This window comes from Paraburkholderia fungorum (assembly GCF_046027215.1).
GTDB classification, from domain to species: Bacteria; Pseudomonadota; Gammaproteobacteria; order Burkholderiales; family Burkholderiaceae; genus Paraburkholderia; species Paraburkholderia fungorum_D.
The window spans coordinates 1771537-1795286 of record NZ_JAQQEN010000001.1 but is presented as its reverse complement, the minus strand read 5'-3'; the positions used below and the strand labels follow the sequence as shown (position 1 = coordinate 1795286).

Here is a 23750-nt window from a genome sequence, read left to right as displayed (position 1 = left end):
CGCCAATCGAATAAAGGAACACGATGAAATTTGGCTTGCTGAAAAAGATCGTACTGGCCGGCCTGATCGGCGCGTCGTTCACCGCTGTCGCGGCCCATGCCGACGACCTGCTCGACCAGGTCAAGCAACGCGGCACGCTGCGCGTCGGCCTCGAAGGCACTTTCCCGCCGTTCAACTCGAAGGCGCCGTCCGGCGAACTGGTGGGCTACGACGTCGACATCGCCAAAGCCGTGGCCGCCAAGCTCGGCGTGAAGCCGGAATTCGTCACGACCGAATGGAGCGGCATCATCGCCGGTCTGCAGGCGGGCAAGTTCGACATCATTGCGAACCAGGTCGGCATTACGGACGCGCGCAAGCAGGCGCTCGATTTCTCGCCGGCCTATACGTACTCGGCTGCGCAACTGATCCAGCGCAAGGACGACGACCGTCAGTTCAAGTCGCTCGACGACCTGAAGGGCAAGAAGCTCGGCGTCGGTCTGGGCACGAACTACATGGACATGGCGAAGTCGGTGCCGGGCATCGATGTGAAGACCTATCCGGGCGCGCCTGAGTATCTGCGCGATCTGGCCGCCGGCCGTCTGGATGCGGCGCTGAACGACCGCCTGATGCTCGCCTATCTGATGAAGAACTCGCAGTTGCCGCTGCGCACCGGCGCGACGGTCGGCACCGGCAACCCGTCGGGGATTCCGTTCAAAAAGGGCAATCCGAAATTCGCCAAGGCGATCGACGACGCAATGACCCAGCTCGAAGCGGACGGCACGTTCACGAAGATCTCGGACAAATGGTTCGGTATCGACGTCAGCAAGCCGATCAAGTAAGGCAGGCTGAATGAAACGAAGGGCGGCATCGTTGACGATGCCGCCCTTCGCTTTTCTGATCGTCCGCTCATCCACCGGCTGATACGCCCGCCAAAGTTTATGATGTGCGCTTTGCCGCGCCAACCAGACCTCGCTCATGTCCACCACTTCCCTGCTCGTCCAATCGCTTCCTGTGCTCGCACAGGGTGCCGTCCTGACGGTCAAGTTCGCGGTTCTGTCGATGTTCTTCGGCCTCATCGCCGGCGCCGCGCTCGCCGTGATGGGCATCAGTCACAGCCGCACGCTGAACTGGATCGCCCGCGTATACGTGAGCCTGATCCGCGGCACGCCGCTGCTGGTGCAGATCTTCGTGATCTATTACGGTTTGCCCAGTCTCGGCATCTCGCTCGAGCCGACGCCCGCCGGCGTGATCGCGTTGTCGGCGAATGTGGCGGCGTATCTGTCGGAGAGCATGCGCGGCGCGATTCTGGGCATTCACAAGGGCCAGTGGCTGGCCGCGTATAGCCTCGGCCTGTCACGGCGTCAGACGCTGCGCTACATCATTGCCCCGCAGGCCTTGCGTATCGCCGTGCCGAGTCTGTCGAACAGTTTGATCAGCCTGATCAAGGATACGTCGCTGGTGTCCGTGATTACGGTGACCGAACTGCTGCGCAGCGCGCAGGAGATCATTGCCTCGACCTATCAGCCGCTGCCGCTCTATCTCGCGGCAGCCGCGGTGTACTGGGTGCTGTGTCAGGTGCTCGAATGGGTGCAGCGCTGGTACGAACGGCGCCTCGCGCTGCCGTCGCGGCACTGAGCGGCGCGCTGCGCGGCGGCACACGCTGCGCCTTCAGCAGACGCTCAATGTGTCTTGCGCGCCGCTTCATTCACCTGCGAACTTCAGCCCCAGCGTGGCACGCGCGGCGTCGGCCATCGCGATCATCTGCAACGAAATGGCATGCGGCATCAGCGGGCTTTGCAGTTGCCCCGCGCGGATCAGCTCGCAGAAATGCGCGGTCTCGTAGTTCAGACCGCCGCCTTCGAAAGGCTCGTCGAGTTCGACCACGCGGCCGTCGGCGTACCGGATGGTCGCGCGCGCCGGATTCCACCAGGGTTCGTGAATCGTGACGTGGCCGCCTTTGGCCATCAGCAAGGCGTCGCCCTTGCCATGCAGATCGAGCCCGCAGAAGAGTTGCGCGATGCCGCGCTCATGCTGGCTGTTGAGGCTCGCGAAAATGTCGACGCCGGTCGAACCGAGCCGCCCGAGCGTCTGCACCTCGCGCGCCGCGCCGAGCCAGTCGACCGCCAGGAACATCTCGTAGACGCCGATATCGAGCAACGCGCCGCCCGCATGCTCGAACGACAACGACGGATGATCGTCCGGCACACCCGGCACCGAGCACCCGGCGCGCACCAGACCCACGTCGCCGATCGGGTCGGCATTCAGATGCGCGCGCAACTTTCTGTAGAGCGGATAGAACGGCGGCTTCATCGCTTCCATGAAGAGCCGTTGCGTGGCACGTGCGGTGTCGAGTATGCGTTCGAGCTGCGCGGTGTTGATGGTGGCGGGTTTTTCGCACAGTACGTGCAGACCAGCCTGCATGGCCGCGATCGCGTAATCGGCGTGACTGTCCTGGACCGTGGCGATGTAGAGAGCGTCGATACCGCTTGCGAGCAGCGCGTCGAAACTCGCGCACACCTCGCCGCCGAATTCTTCGGCGAAGGCCGTGGCCGGTTCGACCCGGCGTGACCACAGCGCACTCAGTTGCGCGTGCGGCACGTGAGCCAGGCCTTGCGCAAAACGACGGGCAATGCGGCCCGTCCCGACGATACCCCAGCGAATCAGTGCTTCCCCCGAGGGGTCGTCTTGGCTTGCGATTGTCATCGTTACTTCGGGTCCGTGCAGTTCAGAACAGGCGCTATTGTCGCGCAAGCCATCCGCGCATGCGCAGACATATCGCCACGCCGTCCGTCATGCGAGGTCCTGCAGGAAACAAGCCACGCTTGCCGTGGCCGCCGCGGTTAGCGGTGCGCCGGCGGTTCCGACGGAAAATCCGTGCCGATTTCAACCGCGGTGTAGTCGATCATCGCCAGCGAGGCGATCTCCGCTTCCTTCGGGTCACGCCGTTCGATCGCCTCGACCACGCGCTGGTGCGAATTCACTGCCGACTCCCACAGCCCTTCCCTCGCGTTGACGATGGGATTGACGGTCGACAGCGCGCCGCGAATGATCGCCGCCATCTGCTTGAAGAACTGATTGCCGCTCGCGACCACGATACGCGTGTGGAACAGTTCGTCGGCCGCCTGATAGGCAGCCTCGCCGGGGCGGATCACACGAAACGCTTCGAACGCCTCGCGAATCGCGGCGACGTCCGCCGCACTGCCACGCGCGGCGGCCTGCGCCGATGCACGCGGTTCGATCAGGATGCGAAACTCGATCACGTCACGCAGGAACAGCGGATCGGGTTTCGCGCGAAAACGCCAGTTCACGACGTCCTCGTCGATCATGCGCCAATCGCTCATCGGCCGGATGCGCGTGCCGATCTTCGGGCGCACGTCCAGCATGTCGCGCGCGAGCAGCATCGACAGCGCCTCGCGCATGACGGTGCGGCTGACGTCGAACTCCTTCGACAGCACATCCTGCGGTGGCAGTATGGCGCCGTATTTTTCCTCGACGATGCCCGTAACGAGCCCGTCCATAACTTTGCTGACCAGCGATCGATCCTTGTTTGCCTGTTCCATGACACTCTCCCCGAAGCGGTGTTTGCCCCCGCGTAGCCTGTTGATCAAGCGGCCCTCGTATGTCGTTTTTTTAAGCGTTGCGTAGTTATCCAGACATACGTTGCTAGCATCGAAACGGTTGCGCCAGTTGGGAAACGTCCTGACAGGGTTATCCCTCTGAAGAATTGTTTCGTCTCTGTAACGCCGCACGTTTTGACGAGCCATAAGCTTGCGTGACAAGCGTGCCTTCGTTAAAGAATTTGCATCGTGCGAAGACGCACGTAGTGAGATGAATTGTCTGACGCGAAACATCCGGACGGATGCGCGAAAACAGGGGCAGCATGGGCAGCTTGTCGCGCGTCATCAGACTGAGGCCGAGGATACTGAAGGGTGGCGTGCATGCGCACGCGCATGGCGCAGCGAAATCACCGGCAGCGTCACGCCGATGAAGAACAGCATGCCTGATAGCCCGTTCAGCGTATCGACCAGCATCATCATCGACAGGATCGCCAGCGCCACGCCGACGCCGCACACTGCAAGCAGGTCGTTGGAGCGCAGGCGGCTCGCCCTGAACGCGCGCCACAGCAACATGAAAATGCCGGTGGCGTAGAGCAGCGTGCCTGGCCACCCCATCATCGCGCTGCTCGCACGTGTGCCGAACGGCACCTGGCCTGCGGTTACCAGCTTCCAGGCGATCCGCCAGAATGCGTCCCACGGTAACGGACAAACGAATTCCAGCACGCCGTACGCGCTCATCAGAAGGCCTCCATACACCAGCGTCTTCAGCAACACCCGCTGGTACCCGGGATAGTGGCGCCATGTCACCATGAGGTAGAACGCCACCAATACGGGATACAGCCAGTTGATCAGCGCGAACGTCGCGTCCGCCGGACTCACCTGGGCGAGGCCCGCCACATAGGCGTAGAGCAGCGCGATCACGATCAACATCAGAGGCATCGCACGGTGGTGCCCAAGCAATGCGATGTGCTTGAGCAAGGTGAAGCCTGTCAGCGCGACGGCGAGCAACGGCGTGACCAGCAGCGCGCTTTGCGCATTGGACGAACCGTTGACGAAGTCCGCAAGGTGCTGCACCTCCGGCGTCAGGAACATCAGCCAGCAGACGAAGCCCAGATAGTGGGCGGGCGAGCGGCAGTAAAACAGCAAGGCAATGCCAAACGCGCAAAGCGGATAGAAAAACTCGACCAGCCCACCCTGATGCACGAGCATCAACGCCAACGTCGCGGCGAACATGAGCAGCGGCAAACGGGTCGGATGACGCACGCCTTTGGACCGCTTGCGTGGCGGTGCAATGGGCAGAAGCACCTCGCGGGGTACCACGCGTGGCCTGCCCGGCGACGACAATCGCGTGACTTCCGCTGTGGAAGGCGTGATCAGCGTGCGCGCCATCACAGCAACTCGAACGTATTGACGCCTGCGAGACCGTGACGGTCGCGGCGGCGCGCGCTGAAGATGGGCTGGCCGCCACGCACCTGGCGCGTCAGACCGATGAACGGCACACCATGCTCGAGGTACGGCCCTTCCGTCTTGCGAAAGCCGAATTGCTCGTAGAAGTCGCGCAAGCCGACTGGTGCGTTCACGCGCGCGGCATGTCCCGGCCAACGCTCCGCAATGACGTGCAGCACGCGTTCGATCAGCTGCTCCGCGGTACCGTCGCCACGCCGCAGCGGGCTCGTCAGCACTTTGTCGATGGTGATTTCCGGGTCTTCCGCATCGCCGGGTTGCAGGCGCGCGTACGCGAGAATGGGCATGGGCCGCGACATGTCCTCGACCGCGAACAGGTGCAGCGAATGCTCGTCACGGCCATCGGCGTCGAGGCATACATGCGATTGCTCGACTACAAATACCGCACTACGCGCACGCAGGACCAGATACAACTCGCGCGCCGAAAGCTGCTCGAATTCCAGCGTTTTCCAGTTCATCACGTTCCTCAACGGTATTCAGGTTCGGCGAAGCAGGCGCCGTCAGTTGCCCGCGAACGGCTGGCACGTCAGGCCCGCCCGCTGTCATGGCTACACGGTACGTCCGCATAACACGTGGTTCCGTGCGGCATCGCACCGACCCCGGGTTTTCGCGAATCTTAAATACGGTATGTCGGAACACGACATCGTCTGACGTCTCAGAACGGCTGCGCACACTGCGTAAGCAACGCAAAAACAGGCGCGTTACGCCACCGACCCTTCGCAGTGCGGACGGCCCTTGCCGTGGTTGCATGCACAGGAGGACGCTTCCTTCATATCATTGGCGCTTGCTTTTGCGCCGCGCGTGACTCGCGCGTGACTGATTCCGCCTGCTACCGAATCGCGTTGACGTCGCACCGCTTATTCCTCTGACGACTATCGTTGCACTTGCATCGAGTCCGGCGTTTAACGCTGACGCAACAAGTGTGGCGTGACCCGATGAAGTAAGTCCGACCCATGCGTTATCCGCCATCTTCGACGGATGCGTGTCTTCCTGATCTAGGTTTTCCTTCGCAAGGTGCGAAAATCGTCGCGCAGCCTGTATTCGTCTGTTTGTTTCAGTGCGTCACTGTCGGTTTTTAAGCGACTTCCCGCGCGCCAATAGGATCATCGGTACGGCAGCGTACACGGCGTATAGAACACATCTGAATCAATTCCGGCACATCCCGGACGCCCCCTCACAACGCGCCCACGCGGGTGATTCCGTCGCTGCAACACCGCCTGCGAAGCCCCTCCCAGCACCCGGGAATCCAATCCGATCAAAGACTTGGCGCGCACTTAGAGATTCGACACTAACTCGCCGTATTGCGAAGTCGTTGTACAGATTTGAAACAAAAAGATACGTTTCGCTTCGCGCGGCGCTAAGCCATGCTTCGCTGCGCCGCACCAGCGCTCGCTTTCGTCATCGTTGGCACGCTCCTCGCTAAAGAGAGATCGCAACACCGCGTCGCCGGAACGATACCAACAAGAACGGTGGTGACGCATTAAGGCCAATACGGGGCCGTTCCTGCTTTCCCTTGCTGCTCGCCAGGCAGCACGCTGTTTTTAAAGGGTGCAGGCATCGGATCAAAAACAGGAAGTCACGCAGAGCGCGACTTCACGCGAGGACCGATCATGTTGACACTTCAATCAGATCTGCACGGCAATCATTTGCTCGGCGCATTGCCATCCCACGAGTGGCAAGCGCTTGCCCCTCACCTCGAACTGGTTCATCTGCGCACCGAACAGTTGCTGTGCGACTCTGGTCAACGCATCCATCACGTGTACTTCCCGACCACTGCCATCATCTCGATGCTCTCGACGATGGAAGACGGCAGCTCCGTGGAAATCGCCGCGGTTGGCCGCGAAGGCATGACCGGCGTGCCGGTGCTCACCGGCGGCGAAACCATGCCGAACCGCGTGCAGGTACAGTGCGCGGGCTTCGCGTACCGGATGAGCGCACAGGCGCTCAAGCAGCAGTTTGCACGCTCGGACTTCCTGCGCCGGCTGATGTTGCTGTACATGCACGCTCTCCTCACGCAAGTAGCACAAACCGCTGCGTGCAATCGCCATCATGCGCTGAACAAGCAACTGTGCCGGTGGCTGCTGATCGAGGTGGATCGCGTAGCATCGAATGATCTTACCGTGACCCAGCAACTGATCGCCGACATGCTCGGCGTGCGCCGCGAAGGCATCACTGAAGCGGCCGGCAAGCTGCACGACGAAGGCCTGATTCATCACAGCCGCGGCCACATCAAGGTGCTCGACCGCAAAGGCCTCGAAGCGCGTGCCTGCGAGTGCTATGGCCTCGTCAAGCGCGAATTCGACCGCCTTCTGCCCCGATTGCGCCAGGCTGAAGCTGTCGAATAAAAGGTGTGCCGCGTCCAAACGTTGGACAGATCCATATGTTCAGGAATACTGCGCGATTCCTCGATGCGCTCTTTGTGGTCGCGGGCGGACTGCTCGCACACGGAATGCGCTTTTCGACTCCGTTCGCGCTGTCGGACACTGAGCGGCTGCTGATTGCTTTCAATTGTGTGCTCGTGCTATTGCTGTTTTCCGGCTTCGGCGTGTATGAAACGTGGCGCGGCAAAGCACTGCCGTTGATGCTGGCGCGGGTCGGCGCCGCATGGCTGGTGGTGGCTGCCACTTCCGTCGTGCTGGCATTCACGTTGCACCGCATGGATGCGCTCTCGCGCCTGTGGTTCGGATACTGGACGCTCATTTCCGGTGTCCTGATCATCGCCACGAAGTGCATCGTACATGTGGCGTTGCGCATCTTGCGCCGGCGCGGCATGAACGCGCGCACAGTGGCGATTGTCGGTGCACCTGGATTTGCGCGCACGTTGCTCGCCCATCTTGAACATGCACCGCAAGCCGGCTTCAAACCGGTCTTCGTATTCAATACCAGCGTCGAGGGTGCCGGCGCCTTCGGCGAACGTCTGAACCGCCTGCCGGTGCTGATGGATCTGAATGCGTTCGCCGCCAAGGTGCGCGAAGAGCATGTCAACGAAGTGTGGCTCGCCTTGCCGCTGTCAGAAGAGCATACGATCTATCGCTTCACGCATATCTTCCGGCATGACTTCGTGAATCTGCGTTTCATTCCCGATGTGCGCAGCCTCTCGCTTTTCAATCACGCGCTGGTCGATGTCGTCGGTTTACCGACCCTTAATCTGAGCGCGACGCCCCTCTCGCCGCCACAGATGTGGCCCAAGCTGATTTTCGACCGGCTGTTCGCGACGGCCGCGTTGCTGGCGCTCGCACCGGTCTTCATGGTGCTGGCGATCGGCATCAAGACGACCTCGCCGGGGCCGGTGTTCTTCCGCCAGACTCGTAAAGGTGTGGACGGCCAGCCGTTCGCGATTTACAAATTCCGCTCGATGACCGTTCATCATGAAGCGCACGGGCAACTCACGCAGGCCGCCCGCAACGACACGCGGGTCACGAAGCTCGGTGGCTTCATGCGCCGCACCAGCCTCGACGAACTGCCGCAGTTCCTGAATGTGTTGCTTGGCCAGATGTCAGTGGTCGGCCCGCGTCCGCACGCCATCGAGCACGACGATCTCTACAAGGACCTGGTGTACGGCTATATGCACCGCTACCGGATCAAGCCGGGGATCACCGGCTGGGCCCAGGTGAATGGCTATCGCGGCGCCACCACCAAGGTCGAGAAGATGGAAGCGCGCGTCAAGTTCGATCTGTTCTACATCCACAACTGGTCGTTCTGGTTCGACATGAAAATCGTGTTCATCACCATTTTCAAGGGCTTTGGCGGGCGAAACGCGTTTTGAATCTGCCGGCCTGAATCAGCACAGCGTGAATGGAACGAGGAAAACGGGCAGACCTGACAGCCGGCCGACCCGGCGGCCAGCAGATCCGCCGCTGCCCTAAGCGCAACGCAAGACAAACGTTGCGCCGCGCTTACAGAAACGCACTCACGTCGGTATGAAAACGCACGGCGAGTGCCTTTGCCACTTTCTTGCTGATGGCGCGCCGGCCCGCCAGAATATCGCTCACCACGGTAGGCGACGCGATACCCATCAAGTCCTTCTGCTTGAGCCCGTGAGTTTCCAGCAGATGCCGCAGCACTTCACGCGGCTCCGCCTTCGGAATCGTTACGTGGCTCGATTCCCAGCTCTCGATCAGGTCGGTGACGATTGCGAACAGATCGGCAAGCGGGTCTTCTTCGTTGCCTTTCAGATGGTCGGCGAGCTCGTTGGCGAGCCCGACCATCTTCTGGTGGTCCGTTTCGTCGCGAATCGGCGTGAGAGGAAGCTGGGATCGCAGCGCGACCCAGGTCTGAGCGATGTCGGGAAAGCCTCCCGGAAGGCGATCGGCGTTCATGAGTTTAGATTCTTCCTCGTCCAAAGGTCGTATTCCGCATGCGTCAGTACATGACGAACGAATAGCGACTGCCTGTTGTAGTGAATCGCCGCCACGATCCGAAAACGATTGCCGCCTACATCGAACACGGTGTATTGCGGTGGCACGTAGTCCACGCGGGCGAACGTCTGCTTCAGGTCGTTATAGCCATACGCGATGCAAGCCTGCGCCAGTGAAAACCATGTCAATAGCGCGCTGCGCGCATCCGGATGCCGCCTTATAAAGTCCAGCAATGCCTTCTTCGAAATGACCCGCATCGTTTTATCCTCGCAAATACACGCACATGAACATGCGTGTTCTGCCTGCAAGGCTAATAGGCACGGATCGATACCGATAGCCGGCCGGACGGCATAGTCCGAACGGCTAGCAACCGCCAGTGGCGGCCTCCTGCGATACAACAAAAGCTATTTTATTCGCACTTTGCGAAGTTCGCAATACGCGAATAATGAGACAGATCAACTGAGCTGGCTGCCGCGATCGTGCGCGTCACTTCACTCATGAAGGCGCGCCGGAATAGCGGTGCCGAAAAACGTTCTGCATTCGCGCGACACGCAACCGGCGTGATCCAATCGCATTGACGTTCAAAGCGATCGATGGCGTCGAGCATCGACACGACCGTTTGGCACGGGAAAAACACACCGGTCGGATACGCTTCGCCGACTGGCACCACCGTGTCGAGCGCTCCGCCCTTGCCGAATGCGATAACCGGTGTGCCGCATGCCTGCGCTTCGAGCGCGACCACGCCGAAATCTTCTTCAGCGGCGAGTACCAGGGCTTTCGCCCGCTGCAGATGATCGCTGAGCACCGGGAACGGCTGCTCGCCGAGGATCGTCACATTCGGGCCGGCCTTGGCCCGAATCGCCGTCATGCCAGGGCCGTCGCCGATCACGACCAGTTGACGGTGCGGCGTCGCGGTGAAAGCTTCGACGATCAGATCGATGCGCTCGTACGGCAACATGCGTGAGACGGTCAGATAGAACGCCTCCTTGCGCGCGTTGAGTTCTAACTTTTGCACGTCGACGGGAGGCGCAATGACCGCGGCATCGCGCCGATACGTCTTCATCACCTGCCGTGCGACGCATTGCGAACTCGCGATCAACCGGTCCACGCCATTCGCCGAATACGAATCCCGACCCCGCCGATAATGCAGCCAGGCGCGCCCGGCCCACGACTTCGGCCCGCGCGCCCGCTTCGCTTCGCGCGGGTACTGATGCTGAAGGTCCCACGCGTCGCGCATCGACGAATGCACGTAACTCACGTGGGTCTGATCGGGGCCGACCAGCACAGCTCCCGCGACCGTATACGAACTGGTGATGATCAGATCGTAAGTCGACAGATCGAACTGTTCGACGGCCCGGCGAATCAATGGCAAATAAGCGCGGTGATGATGCCGTGCAAATGGCAGGCGCTGGATGAACGAGGTCTTCACTGGCTTGCCGCCCAGTGGCCTGCGGTCCTCCAGAAAATCCACGAGGCTGAAAAGATCGGCATCGGGATAGCACTCCATGATCTGTTCGAGCACATTCCCCGCTCCGCCTGGCGCGATGAGCCAGTCGTGCACGATCGCCACTTTCATGTTCTCCCACCTATCGTAGTCGCCCGATGGCTATTGGAACGAGTGTATGTGGGGCATTCCTTACCGTGCGTGCGCATGCCCACATTCGACGCGCGACAGTGCGCGAATAATGATGGCTCGTCATTCGCCTCCTGCGAAGCCAGGCGGGGGAAGCGGGTCTGCTACACAAGCTGTCAGACGACGTGCCCGTGTGGATGGAAGCGATGGATGGGATTCTGCGGAGGTCGACGCGGCTCGAGCGGTTCGGGCGGGCGATCGTCGAAGGGATGGCGGCAGTGCGCCCGGTGATTGCCGCAGCCGGGGGTTGAAATTCGCGTTGAATTTTCAACCGCGCGGCTACGGTCTGGTTCTGCTCAGGTCCTGCTGTATTCGATCGTCTCGACGCCGGTATCCGTACCAAGCAGGCACAGATTCGCACCACGTCCCGCGAACAGGCCCACCGTCACCACGCCCGGCCAGGCGTTGACGTGCATTTCCAGCGTGCGCGGATCGCTGATGCGCAGCCCCTTCACGTCGATGATCTCGTTGCCGTTATCGGTGATGAACGGCACGCCTTCCTGCGTGACGCGCACGACAGGTACGCCGCCGAGCGCCGTGATCCGGCGGCCGATCGCGGTGCGCGCCATCGGCACGACTTCGATCGGCAACGGGAAATTGCCGAGCGTGTCGACGAGCTTGCTTGCATCGGCGATACAGACGAACACGTCCGACACCGACGCGACGATTTTCTCGCGCGTCAGCGCGCCGCCGCCGCCCTTGATCATCGCGCCGCTGTGGTCGATCTCGTCGGCGCCATCCACGTACACGGGCAGCGAATCGATTTCGTTCAGATCGAGCACCTTGATGCCATGCGACTGCAGGCGCGCGGTGGTAGCGAGCGAGCTCGACACCGCGCCGCGATAGCGCCCCTTGTTGACGGCCAGCGCGTCGATGAAACAGTTCGCGGTGGAGCCGGTGCCGACACCGATGATCGCGCCTTCGGGCACGCTGGCATTGACATAGTCGGCGGCGGCCTGGCCGACCAGTTGCTTGAGTTCGTCTTGGGTCATGAGAAATGCAGGCGGGCAGGGAAAACGACAAGTTTACCGGAGTGGCGCGCCAATGCCGGATTTATCGGGCATGCCCGCCCGGAAGAGCGCCGAAGCGGGTTCGGCGCGCCTTGATTTACTTCTTCACCGCCCGCTGCCGCACGGCTTCGAACAGGCACACGCCGCTCGCCACGGAAACGTTCAGGCTTTCGACCGTACCCGCCATCGGAATCTGCATGACCACGTCACAGGTATCGCGCGTGAGACGCCGCATACCCTCGCCTTCTGCGCCCATGACCAGCGCGACCGGACCGTCGAGTTCGGTGTCGTACAGGCTCCTGGTCGCCTCACCCGCCGTGCCGACCACCCATACGCCCGCGTCCTTCAATTCTCGCAAGGCTCGCGCCAGGTTCGTCACCGTGATGTACGGCACCGTATCGGCGGCGCCGCTCGCCACCTTGGCGGCCGTTGCGTTCAGACCCACCGCGCGATCGCGTGGCGCGATCACCGCATGCGCGCCGGCCGCATCCGCGACGCGCAGGCAGGCGCCGAGGTTGTGCGGATCGGTGACACCGTCCAGCACGAGAATCAGCGGCGAACCGTTGATGCCGTCGAGCAGCTCGGCGAGGTTCTGCGCGAGCGGCATGTCGCCCGCGCGCGCGACCACGCCCTGGTGACGCTCGGTATGCGCGAGACCCCACAAACGCGTCTCGTCGGCCGCGATCAGACGCACGCCGGCTTCTTTCGCCGCATGCAGGAACTCGGTCATGCGGCGGTCTTTGCGCGTCGCATCGTAATAGACCTCTTCGACCGTCGACGCGTCGTGCCGCATACGCGCGGTCACCGCGTGGAAACCGTATAGAACCTTGAGACGTGCCATGACTGAAACAACCTTTGATTGAGCGCGCCCGGGAGGCGCGCTGCTGTGATGAATACGAGTTTGGGTACTTCAGTGCCTGAGTACTTGCGTATGACAGAAGGCAGACCGCGCGCAACCGGTACGTGTGGACGTACCCGATGCGCGCGGCTCAACAACTCATGCGACTTCAGCGCTTCTTGCGGGCCTGCGGCTTGGACGCTGATTTGGCCGTGGCGCCATGCTTCCTGGCGGCGCCGCGTGCGTCACGTGCTTCCTTCACCGCCGCGGTTTGCGCCGGCGCGGCTTTCTTGCGACGCCCGCCCGCTGCGCCACCGGCTCCGCCCGTGCCGCCTTCCAGCGGCGGCAACGACCGCACGCGCGCACCGCCGTTGTCGGCAGAGGCTTTGTCGACGAGTGCCGGACGATTGACCGGCGACTTGATCGGCGTGTCACGCACTAGACGGAAGTCGATCTTGCGGGCGTCGAGATCGACGCGGCTCACCTGCACGCGCACCCGATCCGACAGACGATAACGAATGCCGGTGCGCTCGCCGCGCAACTCGTTCTTGATCTCGTCGTACTGGAAGTAGTCCGAGCCCAGTTCGGTGACGTGCACGAGGCCTTCGATAAAGAGCGAATCGAGCTGCACGAAAATGCCGAACGACGTCACGCCGCTCACCATGCCGCCGTACTCTTCGCCGAGCTTGTCGCGCATGAAATAGCACTTGAGCCACGCTTCGACGTCGCGCGATGCTTCATCCGCCCGGCGCTCGTTGGCCGAGCAATGCAGGCCGAGTTCTTCCCAGATCGCCACGTTATTGGCGCGCGCGCGGCCGCGCTTTTCTTCGTCGGCCTGCTGCATGGCGCGGGCACGCGGCGACAGCGCCGTATTCAGCTCGACGCCGTGCGGCGCTTCCGGCTGATACTTGCGGCCCTGCAGAATCGCGTAGATCGCGCGGTGCGTGAGCAGATCGGGGTAGCGGCGAATCGGGCTCGTGAAGTGCGCGTACGCTTCATACGCAAGACCGAAGTGGCCGATGTTGTCCGGGCTGTAGACAGCCTGTTGCATCGAGCGCAGCAGCATGGTCTGCATCATCTGGGCATCGGGCCGTTCGCGGATCTGCGCCATCAGCGCGGCGTAATCGCTCGCGTGCGGTTTGTCGCCGCCGCCAAGCGAAAGCCCCATGCCGCGCAGGAAGGTGCGCAGATTTTCGAGCTTCTCGACGGTCGGGCCGGCATGCACCCGGTACAGACCCGCATGCTTGTTGCGCTTGAGGAAGTCGGCCGCGCAGACGTTCGCGGCCAGCATGCATTCCTCGATCAGTTTGTGCGCGTCGTTGCGGGTACGCGGTACGATCTGCTCGATCTTGCCCTGCGCATTGCAGACGATGTACGTTTCCGTGGTGTCGAAATCGATCGCACCGCGCTTCTGACGGGCGGCGAACAGCGACTTGTACACGCCATACAGATTCTGCAGTTGCGGCAGCAAGGCGGCGCGACGTGTGGCCTCGGGGCCCTTGGTGTTTTTCAGCACCGCGGCCACTTCCGTATAAGTGAGCCGCGCGACCGAATGCATCACGCCCGGGTAAAACTGATACGCCTTCACCTCGCCGCGCGCGGTGACGATCATGTCGCACACCAGCACGCAACGGTCGACGTTCGGATTGAGCGAACACAGTCCGTTCGACAGTTTCTCCGGCAGCATCGGAATCACCCGGCGCGGGAAGTACACCGAGGTGCTACGTTCGACCGCGTCGGCGTCGAGCGCGCTCTTCGGACTCACGTAATGCGATACGTCGGCGATCGCGACGATCAGGCGGAAACCTTCGCCGCGACCGACCTGAACCGGCTCGCAATACACGGCGTCGTCGAAGTCGCGCGCGTCTTCACCGTCGATCGTGACGAGCGGCACGTCGCGCAGATCGATGCGATGACGCGCGTCGACCGGACGGACTTCGTCGGGCAGCCTCGCGGCTTCCTCGAGCGCGGCCGGGTTGAATTCGTGCGGCACGCCGTATTTGCGCACCGCGATTTCGATTTCCATGCCCGGGTCGTCGATATCGCCCAGCACCTCGACGACACGACCGAGCGGCTGCGAATGACGGCTCGGGAAATCGGTGAGTTCGACCACCACCACCTGGCCGACCTTGGCCTTCTTGGTGTTCTGCGTGATCAGGATGTCGTGACCGATGCGCTTGTCTTCGGGCGCGACGATCAGCGCGCCGTTTTCGTTGAGCAGCCGTCCGATCACGCGCTTGTTGGCACGATCCGTGACCTCGACGATATGCCCTTCCGGGCGCCCACGACGGTCATAGCCGACGATGCGCGCGAGCACACGGTCGTTGTGCATGACCTTTTGCATTTCGCCGGTGGGCAGAAACAGATCGTCCTGACCGTCATCGCGCACGAGGAAGCCGTAGCCGTCGCGATGGCCTTGCACGCGGCCGCCGACGAAATTCGACGGATGGGTCAGCTGATAGAGATTGCGCTGATCGAGCCGGATCTGGCCGTCGCGCTCCATCGCGCCCAGGCGCTTGAAAAATCCCTCGCGCTCCTGGCGCTTGATCGACAGGGCTTCGGCGATGTCGTTCGCGGCAAGCGGCGTTTCACTCGTGCGCAGGACGCCGAGGATTTCTTCGCGGCTTGGAATCGGATACGGAAATTTGCTCAAGGGCTTGTCGATGATTTTTTCTCGTTGCATGGACGTCGGTCGGCGATGTGGCTCGGCTTAAGAAGCGTTTGAGATGCGCTTAAGTTGCACTTGCGATTGACTGCTCGGGTCCCGCTCGTTCAAGGCTGAGTCCGACGGGCGCGTGCGCCCGTGCCAACGAACTACTGCGAGGCATTCTAACACCCGTCTTGCGCGCCACGCGGCCCGTCAATAGTCGCTGTGAGGCGCGCGCAGGCTGGCTGCAGCGTGGTTTAAGCGAGTTCCGGGAAACGCTTGACAGGCCCGAATCTGTCGCTATAATGGCGTTCTTTGCTGTTCATCACCTGCCCAGGTGGCGAAATTGGTAGACGCACTAGGTTCAGGTCCTAGCGGTGGCAACACTGTGGAGGTTCGAGTCCTCTCTTGGGCACCAGATTCAAAAGTAAAGCCGCCTGATGTTTCACATAGGCGGCTTTACTTTTTGTGTGAAGCCATGTGATCCGATTCTGTTTTGTCTGATCGGATTGATTGACTGGTTGGCAGGACGGTCGATCGTGAGCGAAGTTCTACTTCGCTGCGTGAAAACCGGGCGGTTGATGAAGCGATGTTTAGTTTGCATGTGGGGATTGACACGCTACATCATCACGCTAAAATAGCGGTCTAGCTTGAAAACGTGCCCAGGTGGCGGAATTGGTAGACGCACTAGGTTCAGGTCCTAGCGGTGGCAACACCGTGGAGGTTCGAGTCCTCTCCTGGGCACCAACAGTTGTTCCGGCGCAAGCCGAAGAAGTCCGAGAAACCCCGTAAGATCAACGTCTTACGGGGTTTTTTGTTCTCTACAGATCCCCTGCGTTCCACTGACATCGACGATTTTTGCGTATACTGTTGCGTATACCAGATTCGGGGGCAAACCCATGCCCAGACGCGTCGAACCGAAGTCAGAGTTAGTGTTCCGTGCCGCCAAAGCGCGCGCCCGTTCCTACCTTCTCGCGGATGGAAACGGACTCGCCCTGAGGGTCCAGCCGAACGGCACCAAAACCTGGCTGTTCCGCTATCGACGACCGAGCACAGGCAAGGAGAACTTCCACAGCCTCGGCCCCTACCCCGATATCACGCTCACTGATGCGCGACGGTCGGCCACTACCGCACGCAATCTCGTACGCGAAGGCATCGATCCGGTTGCATATCGCCAGGCCGAGTCCATCGCCCGCAAACGCGTGGCCGAAGGCGCCTTCCATCTCGTGGCCCAGCGCTGGCTCGACTTCAAACGGAAGGAATGGGCCGACGAAACCTACCGGAAGGCGGAGTTTGTCGTGCGCGAATACCTGACTCCCGCACTCCGCAACAAGCCCATTTCGACGCTTGCGACGCCAGAGGTCAAGCCCGTACTTGAAGCGATTGCAGCTCATGCGCCTAACCTCGCGACCAAGGCACGGCAGTATGTCGGTGGCATCGTGACGTACGCCGTCCAGAACGGACTGCGCGAAGATGGCGCCGCCTTGACACTGCGCGGCGTTGTGCCTCGCCACAAGAAAGGCCACATACCAGCGATCACCAAGCCTGCGGACATCGCTCCGCTCGTCCTTGCTATCGATGCCTACAAGTCGCCTATTACCCGCGCCGCCCTCAAGCTCACCATGCTGACCGGCCTTCGCCCAGGTGTGGTTGCCGCGGTACCGTGGGATGAGGTGAACCTCAAGACAGCTGAATGGCATGTTGCAGCCGAGCGGATGAAAATGCGGCACGATCACATCGTGCCATTGCCGAAGCAGGCCATCGCCGTCCTGAACGAGTTGCAGTCACTTACCGGTAAGGGGCACTATGTCTTTCCGTCCCCTGCCCGTCAAAAGACCCCTCATCTACATCGAGATGCATTGAGCAAAGCACTGCGAGAGATGGGCTTTCAAGGGAAGCACGCGACGCACGGTTTCCGGGGCATGCTTCGCACCGTCGCGCGAGAACGACTCGGTATGGATATCGATGTACTGGAAGCGCAACTGGCACACGCCAAACGTGGCGATGTACAAAAGGCCTACGATAGAACTACGTTTGACGATGATCGTCGCCGGGTCATGCAGGAGTGGGCCGACTATATTGATCGCCTAAGCATGCCAACGACAGAAACGGGATCGAGCAAGCGGACCTGAGCGGCATACCCACTCGATGGTCAATCCAGTGGCTGCACCCTTTGTGGGAACGGATTGCCGCCAGGTCATGTATCGACGATACCGTCACCGATACCGAAAAACCTAGTCGGCAGTTATCGGCTTTCGATAGACTGCATCGGAGATTCAACCCGTGCTTTCGTCGATGGATCAGGAACACTAGGCATTTGAGGGCGATTTCTCCAAGGATATCGTCATCGATACCGTCAGGCACGTCCAAGGTAATCCTGGCAGAGCTTGCTGAAGCCATGATTTCAACCCGGGAACGATCCCTGGCAGACTTCATTCGCCCCAGAGCTAGACGTTCCAGACTGTCGCGCTGCCGGTTAATCACCCACAGGACTACTAGTCGGCGCTGAAGCTCGCCTAGCGTACCGGCCAGCATCGCACCAAATCGCGCAACACCCGCCTGATTGCGCGCCGCCGTATTGACGATTACTGCCGCGTCCCGGTGTCCGTCGCAGAAATTGACGAGGCCAATCCAGCCGTCTGCATCGTCCAGACTATAGGCAACGCAATGCATCTCGTCCTGAACCGCCTTCATGACGTCCGGATTTGAGGTGTCGGTTTCAACCAGCGCGGCATGGATATCCTGACGCTGGAGATAATCGGCCAGCGCAAGCGATACAAAGCTCTTACCCACACCGCCCTTGCTGCCGCCAACCAGATAAATGGGGGGAATCGTCGTGTCCATTTGAGCCCTCTACAAGTTTTCAACATCGGGCGTGATCTCGAACGAGAACGCGTCCCGAATTACCATTGATCCCTGCTGACTGACTGCCCTTCCCCCATCCTGCGTTTTCCCGGCAGGCTTGTTGCCGGCATGTAATGCTCTTTCCTGACTACCCTTCTTCGCGCGTGCTGCCGTCGTCGCACCCTGCACACCATTCGCTTCTGCCTGAACAGGCCGACTCTCCTTTGCAGCGCGTTGCATCGCGTATCTCAACGTGCTCGCGCTGATTTCGACGCCATCCTGGGCAAGCTGCTGCACGATTTCCTCCAGCGTGTACCCCTTTTTCTGGGCGCTGCAGATCTGGGCCTGCATCGACTTGATTGCATCCCGCACATTGACGCGATGCTCATGCGCAGGCTTTGCCGGCAGCGTATCGAGACGGCGCGAGGCGGCGTCCCATTGCGCCTGGGTAAAGCTCTTCACCATCGGCATGACTCGCTCCGGTGTGCGGCCTGAATGCCATCTTGCAAACGATTCCCGATGATCGTCAATACCCTGAATCAGGCCTGAAGCAAGGCACGAGAACACGGCGGAATACAGAGGAACTGACCGGAATAGGAAAATTTTTTGCGTCGTTTTGTACGGGCAACACGTGGGGATTCGTGCGAGAAGGCACGACCGTCGAGGCTACCCAGCGATAGCAATCAATGGTTGCGCGCTTCTACAGGTTTGACCGGTAGGAACATTGTTCACCGTAGGAGGCTGCGATCGCGCAAGTTGCGCCGAGCAATCGCAGGATTCGATTTAATCCGCTTCGTTATACAGGTTTTTTCTGCGCTGCTCGCCAACACCTGGCATCTCCAAGTGGCGGAAGAGGCTGCCTTCTCGCGTAGACATTCAACAGGTCATTTGAATTTTTCTGCGCGAAGCATGGAACTCCGTGTTCTCCATATTGCGCCAGCAATTACGGGTTTCTTTCTCCAGACTGTTCGGTCAATTTGCGAGCAGGGAAATCTACCCGTACGATGTCGCGCACCTTCCCTCGCAAGAGGTTCAGTTTTCTGCGTGCCACAGATGTCTTTTCTGTGCTAGTGGATCGTTTTTCTTGCGCCAGGTGGTCATTCTTTTCGCGCGGCGTCGGCTACCCTACTCACGGGATCTGCGGACGACAAACTGAACAACGGAAAAACAAGGGATGGCAGGATAGGCTACCGCCGGTTTTGGGCGCCATGTGCAATGCACTTCTACTAGATAAACATGGTCGCGGCCTCAGTAACCTTGCGCTTGTTAACAAACGCTCTCGCGTTGACCGGGATCCTGTTGCGTACGCTGGTGGTGTGAACGATCAGATCAACGAGGATATCGAGCACTGTATTCGTGGCCGCCGAAATAGCTCGCGATCCGCAGCGGAGTTGAGAGGTCGAACGAACCCTACTTCAGCCGGTCGTCGCCGATGTCGCGGCTAGGACTGATTGCAAAGATCAGCGGGCGTTAGAGACGTCGTCGCGGCCGGCGGGTGTCGGCAATTGCGATCACTGTTAGCCCGTCATGAGGCAACTGCTATACCGAAAAGCGGCCCGCTCGCCGCATCGGTCGGGGTCTCAAGAAAATGCAAAGAACGATACTACTTTGAGCCGGGCAACCACCAGCCGATCCGTCCCGCCCGCCCTCGCCTTTGCGACACCTGGTCGCCGCGATAACGTGGGCTATCGCCGCCCCGACCAGCAGATTCTTCTCGGTTCGATGTGCCCATTGAGGACTCCCGCCCACGCATGGATTCAGCGAAGCAGCCCGTCAGAGCACCTTGTTCTTATCGAGCTTCTTGCCCGATGCCGCGTTGTAGTGGTCGACGTATTCGCCAAGCAATGCCCGGATCGCGCGTCCGATCTTCACATAGTCGCTCTCGTTGAGATTCGCAAGCGACACGCGGCCCGACGGATGCTGTGTACCGAAACCGCGTCCCGGCAGCAGCACGACCCGCGCGTCCTTCGCGAGACGGAACAGCATCTCGGACGGCTCAGTGTTCTTGATCACCCAATCGACGAAGTCGCGTCCGTAGGCTCGCTCACCGAGGAACTCGAGATCGAGGATCGTGTAGTAGTCAACCTTGTTCTCATCATCGTCATCGAAGCTAATGCCGATCTCGCGGTATAGCGCCTGCTTACGGCTGCGGATCAGCCGCTTGAGCGCATTCTTGTACGCATCGGGCGTATCCATCAGCGAGAACAGAGAGAACAACACCATCTGCACCTGCTGCGGTGTCGACAAGCCAGCTGTGTGATTCAGCGCGACGGTGCGGCTGTCGGCCACGAGACGATCGATGAACTTGAGCTTGGCCGGCTCGGTCGTGATCGACTCGTAGCGCGTGTTCAGTTCCTTTTTGACGTCCTTGGGCATCTCGGCGAGCAGCCTGTCGAGCACATTGTCGCGATGCGTCGCAATCGTGCCCAGGCGCCAGCCGGTCGCGCCGAAGTACTTCGAGTACGAATACACGAGGATCGTGTTCTTAGGTGCGAGTGCGAAAAGCGACACGAAGTCATCGGCGAAGGTGCCATAAACGTCGTCGGTCAGCAGGATCAGGTCGGGACGTTCCTTGACGATGTCGGCGATGTATTCGAGGCTCTCGTCGCTGATCTTTACCGAAGGTGGATTGCTCGGATTCACGAGGAAGAACGCCTTCACCTTCGGATCGCGCAGTTTGTCGAGTTCCTTCTTCGAATATTGCCAGCCGTTTTCCACGTCGGCATTCAGGTTCACGACATTCAACTGGTAGTCGTTCAGACGCGGAATTTCGATGTACGGCGTAAAGATCGGCATGCCGAGCGCAATCGTGTCACCTGCCTGGATCAGGTGATTCTCACGCATCGTGTTGAAGATGTACGTCATCGCCGCCGTGCCGCCTTCGACAGCGAAGATGTCGAACTCGCCGATGAACGGATGCTTGCCGATCATCTCTCGACGCAGATACTGCCCAACGATGATCTCCGAGAGCTTGAGCATCCGGTCCGGCACCGGATAGTTGCAGGCGAGAATGCCTTCGCACATTTCATAGAGGAAGTCGCCGGCAGACAGTCCGAGCTGGTCGCGTACATACGAAACGGCGGCGCCCAGGAAGTCAATACCGGGCACGCCCCGGTTTTCGCGCAGGAATAGCTCGAAGCGTTCGGTGAGCCCTTCACGCTTCGGAAAGCCGCCGATGCCCTCCGGCATGTACGCAAACGAACGCTCAGATTCACGCATCGCGAATAGCCCGAGCTGCCAGAAACCGTGGCGTGGAACCGTCGCGAGAAAGTTTGGATTGCCGCGACCGGCATTGAGCATCGATGCGTTCGCCGCGCGCTCGACTGCGCCGCCGCCCGCGGCCTTGATGAGTTCGTCCTTCAGTTCGAACGGGCTGAGCGCCGCCATCGCAGCACGATCGCCTGCGCCCGCTTTAGAAGACTTCGCCATCCAACACCTCCATTGAGGGTTAACGTGCAGGAAAAGCCGAATGCGTCAATGTGGGAGTCAGGTCAACAGCATCACGATGACCATCCCCCAGATCGTAAGCAGCGTATTGCCCACTGCGTAGGTGACGGTGTAACCGAGACCCGGCACCTGGCTTTTGGCCGCGTCGCAGATCATGCCGAGCGCGGCTGTCGTCGTTCTCGCCCCGGCACAGATGCCGAGCAGAATCGCAGGATGGAACTTGAAAATGTATTTGGCAATGAACATGCCAAGGATGAGCGGTACACTGGTCGCGAAGATGCCCCACAGGAAGAGGCTCACACCCAGTTGCTGAAGGCCCGAGACGAAACCCGGCCCCGCCGTGATACCGACCACCGCAATGAACACGTTCAGACCGACTGAGTTCATGAACCAGATGGTCGGCTCGGGGATCCGGCCGAAGGTCGGATGAATCGCGCGCAACCAGCCGAACACGATACCCGCGATCAGCGCACCGCCCGCCGTCGATAACGTAATGGGAATCGCCCCAACCTTGATCACGACGGCACCGATCAGGGCGCCGAGCGTAATCGCAAAACCAACGAACGCGATATCCGCGGCGCCGGTGGGCCGATCGAGCACGCCCAGATCTTTCGCGGCCGCCGTGGTGTCCTGCGTGCGGCCGATGATAGTGACGGTGTCGCCACGATGCAGCCTGGTGCTCGGTAAGACCGGAATCGGTGTTTCCGTCGCGCCACGCTTGATCCTGCGCAGGAAGACGCCGCGCGCCAGAGGCCGCGCCGCCAACTCCTGCAAGGTCTTCCCGTCGACCTCCTTGTTCGTGACATAAACGTCGACACCTTCGGCCGGCACGGCCAGCAATTCCGGATCGTCGACCTCGGTACCCCGTGGCCCCAGCATCGCCACGAGATGCTCGCGGCGCCCGGCAACGGCGACCACGTCGCCCGCCTGCAGCACATCGTCGAGCTTTGCGTCCTGAAGCACGCCACTGCGTCTGATCCGTTCAACGAATAGCCGGGCTCCTTCTGGCGACCTCACTTCAGCCTGTGCCACCGTCAGGCCGACAGCCGGGCCGTGTTCCGCAATCCGGTAGGCACGCAATTCATATTGGTGCCATGCCACGGCGGCCCCACCTGACTCCTGTGCCCCGCCCAGCGTCGCTTCATACTCTTTGCACGCTGCCACGAGATCGATACCCAGGAGCTTCGGTCCGAGCGTCGCGAGGATCAGTGCGGAGCCAATAGTGCCGAAGATGTAGGTGACGGCATAGGCGGTCGGCATTGCGTCCAGCAGCGCCTTCGTCTCGTCGGCGGGTAGCCCGAGGCGATTCATGGCGTCTGTGGCAAGGCCCATCGATGCAGAGATGGTTTGCGACCCCGCGAAGAGGCCCGCGGCCGAACCGACGCTATACCCGGCAAGCTTCGCCGCAACATAGGGCGCCGCGAGACACAATATGCACTGAACGACAGAAAACAATGCTTGCGGCAAGCCGTCCTTCGCAACGCCACGGACGAACTGCGGGCCGACGCCATAACCGACGGCGAATAGAAACATCAAGAAAAACACTGACTTGACGTTAGCCGAGACGGTAATACCCAGCTGTCCGATCGCAATGGCGGCAAGCAGCGTCGCCGTCACCGCCCCGAGAGTAAACCCGCGATAGCTTTTCCCGCCTATCCAATATCCGATCCCCAACGAGAGAAAAATGGCGATCTCGGGGTAACTGCGTAATGTTGTAGTGAACCATGACATATGCACTCCTTGGTGGACTGCTTCTCGACGATATATTCGACAGGCTCAAGCAATAACATACGGGCATTCCAGCCCGGCGCAGCCGCGTGCTGCTGAGCCGACCGACGCGCAGGCAGTACGTTCGGGAAGGAAAGGGTCGTCGATTGAGTGTAGGAAATGAAACCTGAAATACAATCCTTTCAACGGATCTGGGAGCGCACCAGAATGCTCCACACGATGGAGTTCAGAGGTCAAGGAACGGT

Annotated in this window: 19 protein-coding genes and 2 tRNA genes; 7 read left to right on the top strand and 14 right to left on the bottom strand. The window is 60.7% G+C overall.

Going from position 1 to position 23750, the window contains the following annotated elements; translation table 11 throughout:
- Nucleotides 1–23: 23 nt before the first annotated feature.
- Together PQR27_RS07905 and PQR27_RS07900 are read left to right on the top strand one after the other, a co-directional pair.
- Nucleotides 24–818 (top strand): cystine ABC transporter substrate-binding protein, encoded by a 795-nt coding sequence (locus PQR27_RS07905; RefSeq protein ID WP_408523074.1) that lies wholly within the window; start codon nucleotides 24–26, stop codon nucleotides 816–818.
- Between the two features lie 136 nt (nucleotides 819–954).
- Nucleotides 955–1614, top strand: a complete 660-nt coding sequence (locus PQR27_RS07900) for an amino acid ABC transporter permease (RefSeq protein WP_408523073.1) — start codon at nucleotides 955–957, stop codon at nucleotides 1612–1614.
- A 66-nt stretch (nucleotides 1615–1680) separates the two neighbouring features.
- Here PQR27_RS07900 and PQR27_RS07895 read toward each other — a convergent pair whose 3' ends face one another.
- From PQR27_RS07895 to PQR27_RS07880, 4 genes are all read right to left on the bottom strand, one after another.
- Nucleotides 1681–2682 carry a Gfo/Idh/MocA family protein gene (locus tag PQR27_RS07895; protein WP_408523072.1) on the bottom strand — a complete coding sequence of 334 codons (1002 nt, stop codon included), beginning with the start codon at nucleotides 2680–2682 and terminating at the stop codon, nucleotides 1681–1683.
- Between the two features lie 137 nt (nucleotides 2683–2819).
- The gene (locus PQR27_RS07890) at nucleotides 2820–3539 is read right to left on the bottom strand and encodes a FadR/GntR family transcriptional regulator (RefSeq protein ID WP_408523071.1); all 720 of its coding nucleotides are present in this window, start codon (nucleotides 3537–3539) and stop codon (nucleotides 2820–2822) included.
- A gap of 342 nt (nucleotides 3540–3881) precedes the next feature.
- The gene (locus PQR27_RS07885) at nucleotides 3882–4925 is read right to left on the bottom strand and encodes a hypothetical protein (RefSeq protein WP_408523070.1); all 1044 of its coding nucleotides are present in this window, start codon (nucleotides 4923–4925) and stop codon (nucleotides 3882–3884) included.
- Nucleotides 4925–5458 carry a GNAT family N-acetyltransferase gene (locus PQR27_RS07880; RefSeq protein ID WP_408523069.1) on the bottom strand — a complete coding sequence of 178 codons (534 nt, stop codon included), beginning with the start codon at nucleotides 5456–5458 and terminating at the stop codon, nucleotides 4925–4927. Before PQR27_RS07880 ends, PQR27_RS07885 begins: the two co-directional genes overlap by 1 nt.
- Nucleotides 5459–6610: 1152 nt before the next feature.
- On the opposite strand from PQR27_RS07880, the gene PQR27_RS07875 reads away from it, so the two are divergent.
- Together PQR27_RS07875 and PQR27_RS07870 are read left to right on the top strand one after the other, a co-directional pair.
- Nucleotides 6611–7345 carry a Crp/Fnr family transcriptional regulator gene (locus PQR27_RS07875; RefSeq protein ID WP_007182187.1) on the top strand — a complete coding sequence of 245 codons (735 nt, stop codon included), beginning with the start codon at nucleotides 6611–6613 and terminating at the stop codon, nucleotides 7343–7345.
- Nucleotides 7346–7380: 35 nt separating this feature from the next.
- Nucleotides 7381–8766 carry an undecaprenyl-phosphate glucose phosphotransferase gene (locus PQR27_RS07870; protein ID WP_408523068.1) on the top strand — a complete coding sequence of 462 codons (1386 nt, stop codon included), beginning with the start codon at nucleotides 7381–7383 and terminating at the stop codon, nucleotides 8764–8766.
- A 130-nt stretch (nucleotides 8767–8896) separates the two neighbouring features.
- On the opposite strand, the gene PQR27_RS07865 is transcribed toward PQR27_RS07870, so the two are convergent.
- From PQR27_RS07865 to rnr, 6 genes are all read right to left on the bottom strand, one after another.
- Nucleotides 8897–9319 carry a helix-turn-helix domain-containing protein gene (locus PQR27_RS07865; protein WP_408523067.1) on the bottom strand — a complete coding sequence of 141 codons (423 nt, stop codon included), beginning with the start codon at nucleotides 9317–9319 and terminating at the stop codon, nucleotides 8897–8899.
- On the bottom strand, nucleotides 9316–9615 hold the full coding sequence (locus PQR27_RS07860; RefSeq protein ID WP_408523066.1) for a type II toxin-antitoxin system HigB family toxin: 300 nt from the start codon (nucleotides 9613–9615) through the stop codon (nucleotides 9316–9318). The genes PQR27_RS07865 and PQR27_RS07860 overlap by 4 nt, the downstream gene beginning before the upstream one ends.
- Before the next feature lie 152 nt (nucleotides 9616–9767).
- Nucleotides 9768–10934 carry a glycosyltransferase gene (locus PQR27_RS07855; protein ID WP_408523065.1) on the bottom strand — a complete coding sequence of 389 codons (1167 nt, stop codon included), beginning with the start codon at nucleotides 10932–10934 and terminating at the stop codon, nucleotides 9768–9770.
- A gap of 353 nt (nucleotides 10935–11287) precedes the next feature.
- Nucleotides 11288–11983, bottom strand: coding sequence for a ribose-5-phosphate isomerase RpiA (gene rpiA, locus PQR27_RS07850; protein ID WP_408523064.1), 696 nt, complete (start codon nucleotides 11981–11983; stop codon nucleotides 11288–11290).
- Nucleotides 11984–12098: 115 nt separating this feature from the next.
- The gene (gene rlmB, locus PQR27_RS07845) at nucleotides 12099–12842 is read right to left on the bottom strand and encodes a 23S rRNA (guanosine(2251)-2'-O)-methyltransferase RlmB (RefSeq protein ID WP_408523063.1); all 744 of its coding nucleotides are present in this window, start codon (nucleotides 12840–12842) and stop codon (nucleotides 12099–12101) included.
- Between the two features lie 166 nt (nucleotides 12843–13008).
- The gene (rnr, locus tag PQR27_RS07840; RefSeq protein ID WP_408523062.1) at nucleotides 13009–15522 is read right to left on the bottom strand and encodes a ribonuclease R; all 2514 of its coding nucleotides are present in this window, start codon (nucleotides 15520–15522) and stop codon (nucleotides 13009–13011) included.
- A 295-nt stretch (nucleotides 15523–15817) separates the two neighbouring features.
- Here rnr and PQR27_RS07835 point away from each other — a divergent pair.
- The 3 genes from PQR27_RS07835 to PQR27_RS07825 all read left to right on the top strand — a co-directional run bounded on the left by PQR27_RS07835 (nucleotide 15818) and on the right by PQR27_RS07825 (nucleotide 17618).
- Nucleotides 15818–15904, top strand: a tRNA-Leu gene (locus PQR27_RS07835).
- Between the two features lie 242 nt (nucleotides 15905–16146).
- Nucleotides 16147–16233 (top strand) — tRNA-Leu (locus PQR27_RS07830).
- Between the two features lie 152 nt (nucleotides 16234–16385).
- Nucleotides 16386–17618 (top strand): tyrosine-type recombinase/integrase, encoded by a 1233-nt coding sequence (locus PQR27_RS07825; protein ID WP_408523061.1) that lies wholly within the window; start codon nucleotides 16386–16388, stop codon nucleotides 17616–17618.
- On the opposite strand, the gene PQR27_RS07820 is transcribed toward PQR27_RS07825, so the two are convergent.
- The 4 genes from PQR27_RS07820 to aspT all read right to left on the bottom strand — a co-directional run bounded on the left by PQR27_RS07820 (nucleotide 17542) and on the right by aspT (nucleotide 23508).
- Nucleotides 17542–18330 (bottom strand): nucleotide-binding protein, encoded by a 789-nt coding sequence (locus PQR27_RS07820; protein ID WP_408523060.1) that lies wholly within the window; start codon nucleotides 18328–18330, stop codon nucleotides 17542–17544. The genes PQR27_RS07825 and PQR27_RS07820 overlap by 77 nt on opposite strands.
- A gap of 9 nt (nucleotides 18331–18339) precedes the next feature.
- Nucleotides 18340–18801: a hypothetical protein gene (locus PQR27_RS07815; protein WP_408226534.1), complete on the bottom strand. Its 462-nt coding sequence runs from the start codon at nucleotides 18799–18801 to the stop codon at nucleotides 18340–18342.
- 1302 nt (nucleotides 18802–20103) lie between these two features.
- Nucleotides 20104–21759 carry a bifunctional aspartate transaminase/aspartate 4-decarboxylase gene (locus tag PQR27_RS07810; RefSeq protein WP_408523059.1) on the bottom strand — a complete coding sequence of 552 codons (1656 nt, stop codon included), beginning with the start codon at nucleotides 21757–21759 and terminating at the stop codon, nucleotides 20104–20106.
- 57 nt (nucleotides 21760–21816) lie between these two features.
- Complete coding sequence (gene aspT / locus PQR27_RS07805; protein WP_408523058.1) at nucleotides 21817–23508, bottom strand: aspartate-alanine antiporter; 1692 nt, start codon at nucleotides 23506–23508, stop codon at nucleotides 21817–21819.
- Nucleotides 23509–23750 lie beyond the last annotated feature (242 nt).